6 protein-coding genes are annotated in these 7502 nt (G+C 57.2%); 4 read left to right on the top strand and 2 right to left on the bottom strand.

Features of this window, described 5'->3' with window-relative positions; all coding sequences use genetic code 11:
• Positions 1-889: 889 nt before the first annotated feature.
• Positions 890-3109: a serine/threonine protein kinase gene (locus tag VGE80_RS17920; RefSeq protein ID WP_440593610.1), complete on the bottom strand. Its 2220-nt coding sequence runs from the start codon at positions 3107-3109 to the stop codon at positions 890-892.
• A gap of 515 nt (positions 3110-3624) precedes the next feature.
• Here VGE80_RS17920 and bfr point away from each other — a divergent pair.
• Positions 3625-4107, top strand: coding sequence for a bacterioferritin (bfr, locus tag VGE80_RS17915; RefSeq protein WP_440593609.1), 483 nt, complete (start codon positions 3625-3627; stop codon positions 4105-4107).
• Here bfr and VGE80_RS17910 read toward each other — a convergent pair.
• Positions 4077-4304 carry a (2Fe-2S)-binding protein gene (locus VGE80_RS17910; protein WP_397571887.1) on the bottom strand — a complete coding sequence of 76 codons (228 nt, stop codon included), beginning with the start codon at positions 4302-4304 and terminating at the stop codon, positions 4077-4079. The two genes, bfr and VGE80_RS17910, sit on opposite strands and share 31 nt — an antisense overlap.
• Positions 4305-4881: 577 nt before the next feature.
• On the opposite strand from VGE80_RS17910, the gene VGE80_RS17905 reads away from it, so the two are divergent.
• The 3 genes from VGE80_RS17905 to VGE80_RS17895 all read left to right on the top strand — a co-directional run.
• The gene (locus tag VGE80_RS17905; protein WP_440593608.1) at positions 4882-5877 is read left to right on the top strand and encodes a response regulator; all 996 of its coding nucleotides are present in this window, start codon (positions 4882-4884) and stop codon (positions 5875-5877) included.
• A gap of 4 nt (positions 5878-5881) precedes the next feature.
• Entirely contained in the window at positions 5882-6757 is an 876-nt protein-coding gene (locus tag VGE80_RS17900) for a DinB family protein (protein WP_440593607.1), read from the top strand.
• Positions 6758-6918: 161 nt separating this feature from the next.
• A partial coding sequence (locus tag VGE80_RS17895; RefSeq protein WP_440593606.1) for an S-adenosylmethionine synthetase N-terminal domain-containing protein occupies positions 6919-7502 on the top strand: 584 nt, incomplete at its 3' end.

The raw sequence follows: 7502 nt of genomic DNA, 5'->3' as shown, positions 1-7502 counted from the left end.
TGTGTTCCATCGTTTGTTGACGGGAACTCGCGCAATAGGTCTCGCGCGGACGATGGCGTCCGTTGCCATGTCAGGAACGGAACGCGGCTCACCGGGCAGGCTACTGACTTTCCAGCCAGGAGATCGAGGTGATTGGATTGATCTCCTTTTCTTTCCCCTTTGCATCGCGCTGGGTGTCTTGGTTCCAGAGGTTTGGATGTTTGGGCTCGCGGTGCTGTTGTTTGTTGCCGACACTGCTGACTTTGGGAAATCATCTGTCAGCCGGTGAGGGATCACGGATGGAGAGGTCGAGTTGACGAGCTACCTGGCTCAGTGAACGGGACGACCTTTCCGTGGCGAGCTGTTCTTTTTGGGGGTGTGGTTCAGGTGGCTGGGAGTGTAGGGGAGGAGCTTGTGACTCTGCTTTCTGTTGGTTGTTTCAGTTGGTTGCGGGAAGGAGTGCGCGTGTGCGGGGTTATTGGGGAGGAAAGGCCAGCGGCAGGATGCCGCTGCTACGGGGGCGGGTTCACGGATTCCAGTGAATCGGGCTGGCCAACTGGCCAGATCCTGGCCAGCCGGTGGCCAGTCCCATGTGTTGTATTAGTTGAGAGTTAAGTCATTTGGGCCGACTGGCCCGGCTGGCCCGCGAATTTTGGGAATGGCGTTTTTCCGTTCGCGATTCCCTGTCACTGCTGGTTTCTTGCCGTGGCTTCGTGACGGGCCTCAAGCTGAGTCGATGGTTTTTTTGTTCTTTGACAATTCGGGACGTAATCGTGACTCCGCCGGGACTCGTCAGGACGGTGGCCGTCAGGACGGTGGCGCAAAGATGGTGGCAGGAATGTCGTGAATCCCGCTCATTCGCCGCAGGTTGAGCGGTCGTGGTGAAAACCGGGGGAGAACGGGTGGGGGCTCAGCGTGTCTGGTCGGACGCGCCGTCCTCGGTGGGGAGGGAATTCGGCAGGAGGAACGTTGTGGATGCGCTGGTCAGGTTCTGGCTGCCGTGGCTTTCCCACCACAACTGAGCGTGGGTTTCGGTCCAGGTTCCAATCATTTCGAGCGATTCGAGTGTCTGGAGTAGATCGCGCGCGTCTTTGGGCCTTTCGTCGGGCGATTTCGCCAGACACTTCATGATGAGCGATTCCAGTTGTGGCGAAACCGGTTGGCCACGACGCTGGGATGGGGTTTCCGGCGTTTCCCGCGTGTGCTTCAGGCAGATCTCGACCACAGTACCTCCTTCAAAGACATGAGTCCCGGTCAGGAGGTAATAGGCCACGGCACCTAACGCATAGACGTCCGACCGCGTATCCACCAGATCGGGGCGATTGACTCCTTCGGGGGAAAGATAATAGGGGGTTCCGGTGACCGAGTTGGGGTTTGTCAGGTTGGCCTCTGAGGCGGCGGTCAATGTCTTCACCAATCCGAAATCGAGGACTTTGACAAAGTCGAACAGGCCCCCGCGTGACGTCAGAAAGATGTTCGCCGGTTTAATATCGCGATGGACTAGCCCCGCCGCGTGCGCCTCGCCCAGCGCTCCACACGCCTGTTTCAGCAGATAGACCAGCCGTGCCTCGGGGACGGGACCGAATCTTCGGACCAGGTCGTCCAGATTCATGCCGTCGAGATATTCCATGACATAATAGAAAATACCGTCGGGTGTCCGGCCGTAGTCAAAGATGCTGACGGTGTTGGGATGGCTGAGCGAACTGGTCAGTTGAACTTCCCGTTCAAAGCGAGCGACAGCAGACTCCGACATCTGTTCCAGGCTGAGGAGTTTCACGGCGGTGGGGCGGCGGAGCAGGGCATGCCGGGCTTTGTAAACGGTCCCCATGCCGCCGGATCCCAGTTTCTCTTCCAGGGCGTATTGGCCCAGTTGCATGGCCGCGATCGTGACATCCTGCAGCGACCGTTGCTGGCGGGCTGCGTAGAGCATGGCGATGAAGATGGCGATGGCCGAGAGAGTCAGCAGGGCCATCAGAGCCCGGAATGAGCGGCGCAGCAGGTAAACGGGGAGGAATGCTTCGGCAACATCCATTTCCGTTGTCACACCGAAATCGTGGTTTGGGAGCCAGCGCCAGGCGGCGACCTTCATGACTCCCCGATAATCCCGGAAGCCATCGGCATCGCTTCCGGAATTTCCTTGTACGGCGTCGGCAACGTCGCGGGTGAGGGGCTGTTCGGGCCGCCGTGTTTGCGGGCGACCTCCTTTAACCATGTTGACCCCGGGATCACGCAGCTCGACGCTGAGGGTGGAATGAGCTTCGGGCTGATCGAGTAACAGGCCGATCTGCTTCAGTTGTTCATCAAAGCGACTCTGGCTGAGCAGCAGGCCGTTGCTGTCGAAGGCAAGGGTCTCGCCCGATTGACCTGATCGGCCGACCTGCAGGATGCGGCTGAACTGATTTTCCGGCCGGATTCGTATTCCCAGTGCGGCGAGGGGTTCTCCCGCGTCATTTCCGATGGGGGCGATCACGATCATCGTCGGAAGGTTCTGCTGCAATTGTCCGTTCTCGTCGTCCAGCAGAAGTGGGCTGCGAAATGGTTTGGAGACAACGATTTCGCCTGACAGAGCCTGGTCGTAGAGATGTTTGCGGTACTGATCGACCGGTTTTCCGACCGGAGCGTCATGATCGGCGGCGAGGATGGTTCCCCCCGGCGCCACGATGAAGTAACCGATGAAGCCGGACTGGGTAAGGCGATTTTCCAGTCGCTGGCGCAAGGCATCCTGGGCAGGGGCCTGCAGCAGTTTTCGATCGGCCACGCGAAAATCGAGTTTGGCGAGGAGATCGGCGACCAGCGGGCGCAATTCCTGGTCTTCGGCGAACAACCGGGCGATTGTCCGCTGGTCATCGATCCAGATCTCAAGAGCGTTGACGGTAGCGTCGGCGATGACGTTCAGCTCTTCCGACCGTTCCTGATGCATGACTGCTTCGACGGCTCCGGAGATCCAATAACCCAATCCTCCGAAAAGGACTGCGGCGATCAGGGGCCAGGCCCAGATTTCCCGGCGCAGGAATCGCCCGGTCGCTTGCAGTTTCGTGTCGCTGTTGAACATGCGCGAAGCACGTCCAATGTGCGAACGCGAAAACTGATGGTTCACGGTGGATTTGGGCGGGGGTGGTTCAGCAGGCATCAGGATTCAGTTGTCCGGCACGTGACAGCGGTTCGCGAACACCAGTGGACCGGGCTCATTCGTGCCTTGAAGCTGGTGTGCTCTGTGGACCCACCGGCGGTGGTCTCGCAGGTCAAGGTACCGTCTCGGTGGAAGACTCGCAATTACTGGCGAATTCAAGATTTAGACAGCTTGAGGGGCTGTCAGGCGGGCGGGAATTGGTTGCATTCCCGATCTGAAGCCGTATGATTCGTGATTCGACTTTTGAGGGAGTTACCAGTCACAGCGATGCGGCGAATAGGCTGTTCGTGCAAGCCGTCGTCACAGCGACCTCAACGCTTTCGGTCTCATCTTCGACTCGATCCGTCCTGCTGCAGAACTTTACCTGGCTGCGAAAAACCAGGCGGCGAAAACCGGAGGAATGGCCCGCACGGGGTGATTCGTTCAGGGGGCGAACTGAGTCGAACAGGCCGTGCGTCGTTTTACAAATTCACAACACGATTTCTCCACAACACAATTTCAGGTTGAGGTATTCCATGCAAGGCAACACTCAGGTCATCGACGCTCTCAATCGCGCTCTGACCATCGAATTGACGGCGATCAACCAGTACTTCTGCCAGTCGAAGATGTGCAAAAACTGGGGCTTGATGAAGCTGGCGAGAAAGCACTATGAAGAATCGATCGGCGAGATGAAGCATGCCGACAAGATCATTGACCGGGTGTTGTTCCTGGAAGGAACTCCTGAGATTGCCCGCTATGACGTGATCCGCGTCGGAAGCGACGTCAAAGAGCAGTTCGAGAATGATCTGAAGCTGGAAACCAGTGGGGTCGCGGCCTACAACGAGCTGGTTGATCTGTGCATCAAGATTAAAGATAACGGAACCCACGCCATCGCGCTTGAGATTCTCACGGATTCCGAGGAGCACGTTGACTGGCTGGAAACCCAGTTAGGGTTGATCGAGAAGATCGGGCTGGAAAACTATCTCGCTCAGCACATGCTGGGTGAAGAGGTCGAGTGATCCGCCACGGGCGGCAGATAGATGGCCAGATACTGTTTGAGGTGTCTGTGGCAGGCGGCGCAACCGTCGCCTGCCCCGGTCATCAGTTTCAAGTCTCGGACAGAGGTGGCTCCGCCGGTGCGAATCGCTTCGATAATGGTATCTTCAGCGACTTTCAGACATCGGCAGACTGTGCGGACAGCGCAACTCCCGACCATGCTGCAACTGGAGCACGTCCCTTCGCAGGCGTGATTCTGGGTTACTGTGGTAGACTCGGTGGAACTGATCACTGGCGCTCCTCATACTGAGACTCAGTCTCAATCCATCGTAGCTCGTTGTGTTCTCACGTCAAGCCGACTCTCGCAGGAAATGCGCGTTGGCATTCTGGCACGGTAATTCGCGTCGGCGTGACGAGGCGACCTGATGGCTCTGAGATTGCTGATCCGTCTGGTCGCGCGGTCGCTATGAGGTTGTTGATGCGAGTGCGCGGGGTGCCTCGTGTAAGCAGACCCGCGGTCAGGGGATGGGGAACTGCCGGGGAATCGTCTGGCGGCTGTACGAAGACGGTCGTCTGGAAATAGGGATCGAGAGGGTCGTACACTTGCGGACGGTTACGAGGGGTGGCAGCATCTTAGGGGGCGGACGAGGTGTGCCGCTCGTACCGCAGTCAGGGTGCATAGAATGACACCATTTCGATCGAATACGTCGAGGTCCTGATCAATCAGCGACCGGGTGGCCTTCCGGTGCGATGATGGCCCGCCGTCACTTTTTCATGGCACTCACCGAGTTTTGATTATGCCTACCATCCTGGTTGTTGACGATTCTGCGACTGATCGTCTCCGCGCGGGAGGACTGCTCACTCAAGTAGACGGAGTGAGTGTGGAATACGCCACGGATGGAAACGATGCGCTGAGTAAGATGGGGGCGCACGTTCCCGATCTGGTGGTGACGGATCTCGATATGCCTGCGATCAACGGCCTGGAACTGGTCAAGGTCATTGGTGAAATCCATCCGTTTGTTCCCGTCATCCTGATGACAGCCCGGGGAAGTGAAGAAATTGCCGTGAGAGCACTGAAAGCGGGTGCCGCGAGTTATGTCTCCAAGCGGAAGTTGAATCTTCATCTGGCGGAGACAGCGACTCAGGTCCTTCAGGCGGCTCAACATAATCGGGCTCAGTTGCGGCTGAAGCAGCGACTCAGTCGAAAAGAGGTGGAGTTCAGTCTGGAGAACGACCAGGAACTGATTTCGTCGATGGTGCAGTATCTCCAGGATCAGGTGATGGAGATGGGGGTCTGTGACGAATCCGATCGGGTCCGGATTGGTGTTTCGCTGCAGGAAGCGCTGACGAATGCCTGCTTCCACGGGAATCTGGAGCTCTGCTCGTCGCTGCGGGAAACGGACCATCGGGCGTACTACGATCTGGCGCTTGAGCGAGTCAAGTCGCTTCCCTGGTCGGCTCGGCGGATACACGTCACGGGCCGCTTTACACGGGACGAAGTCGAGTTTGTGATTCGGGATGATGGCTTTGGGTTTGACCGGAGCTGTCTGCTTGATCCGACGGATCCCGAAAATCTCGAGCGTCCTTGCGGGCGTGGGTTGCTGCTGATGCATACCTTCATGGACGAGGTGCATTACAACTCGGTTGGAAATGAAGTGCGGCTGATCAAACGGCGCAAAATCGTGATTCCGGAGGAAACTCCGTCGACCGAGGCTGGTGATGACAGCTCTAGTGGTGCTCAGTCGGGAAAACACTCTGCCAGCGGTTCTGTCTTCACAGGACTGAAGGAATGAAGAAATGGCTCTTCGTCAGTTGATTCAAACGCAGTCTGCCGGCGACATCATGGTTCTGGAGCTGGCTTCCAGTGTCAGCAGCCTGGCCGATCACAATATTCTGAATGAACTCGATGGAATTCGAGAGCAGCGACGCTGCATGGGATGCAGCAAGCTGATTGTGGATCTGGCTGAAGCTCCCTTCTTCGGATCGAGCCTGCTGGAACTGATCCGGGTTCTGTGGAATGACATTTCGCGCCAAGGGGGGCGACTTGTCATCTGTAATCCCTCGCCTGTTGGTCGGGAGGTTCTGGAGGTCGCCAAGTTTCATCAGATCTGGCCCATCATGGAATCGCGTGAGGAAGCATTCATGGCATTAAGTGTCCCCCCGAATGTTGCGAACTGGCCAGATACGTTGAAGGACCTGCTCGCCCGATACGAACGGGGTGCTGGGGAGCTGTCCGCGGCTGTCGCGGGGTTTCCCTCGATGCAGCTCAAGACGCCTGCTCCTCCGGGGGCTTGGAGTGTATTGCAGATTGTTTGCCACCTATCCGATTTTGAGATTGTCTATGCCGACCGGATGAAGCGAGTCGTGGCCGAAGATAATCCGACAATGTTGAGCGGTGATCCGGACCTGTTTGCAGCGAAACTCGCCTATGAACAGCGTGACGTTCGAGAAGAGCTGGAGTTGATTGCTTCTGTTCGGCGTCAGGTGGCTCGAATTTTGAGAACCTTGAAGTCGAGCGACTTCGACCGGACCGGCCAGCACTCGACGGACGGCCCCGTTTCATTGCTGGTGCTGCTGCAGCGGGTGACGGGCCACATCACGCATCACTTGAAATTTATCGAAGGAAAAGCAGAGTCACTTCGGGGGGCCGAATCGGCCGGGTTGAGAGTTTGACAGTGTCCTCGTAGAATCGTCCCTCGAGTTAGGTGGCCAAGAGTTTAAAAGTCCGTGGGCAGGACCGCCGGGGCGTGCTGGTGCATGCTGATGTCGAAATTCACTGTCCCCCTATCAATTTCACGATCCATTAATGCGTTTGATCGGAGTTTCGAAGCCAGATGACGAATTATTTCTTTACCAGCGAATCTGTCAGCATGGGTCACCCTGACAAAGTCGCAGATCAGATTTCTGACGGCGTGCTCGACGCGATTCTGGCTCAAGATCCCCGTTCTCGCGTGGCCTGCGAAACGCTGTGCACGACGGACCTCGTGGTTCTTTCCGGTGAAATTACCACCCAGGCCAAGCTCGACTACGTGCAGATCGCTCGCGACGTTGTCAAAGATATCGGTTACATTAGCGATGATATCGGTTTCTCATACGAGACCTGCAAGGTCTTCGTTGCACTTCATAGCCAGAGCCCAGACATTGCCATGGGTGTCGATCGCGAAGGCGCCGGCGACCAGGGTTTGATGTTCGGTTATGCCTGTAACCAGACCCCAGAACTGATGCCGCTGCCGATCGCCCTGTCGCACCGCATCATTAACCGTCTGACCGAAGCCCGTCAGAAGACGGAAGTCGACTGGTTGCGTCCTGATGCCAAGAGCCAGGTCTCGGTGGAATACGATGCCAACAACAAACCCGTCGGAATTTCCGCGGTTGTTGTCTCGACACAGCATTCGGACAGCGTCAGTCAGGAAGATAT

Origin of the sequence: Schlesneria sp. (genome assembly GCF_036405755.1) — a bacterium.
GTDB lineage: Bacteria > Planctomycetota > Planctomycetia > Planctomycetales > Planctomycetaceae > Schlesneria > Schlesneria sphaerica.
This window is presented reverse-complemented; position numbering and strand designations above follow the sequence as displayed.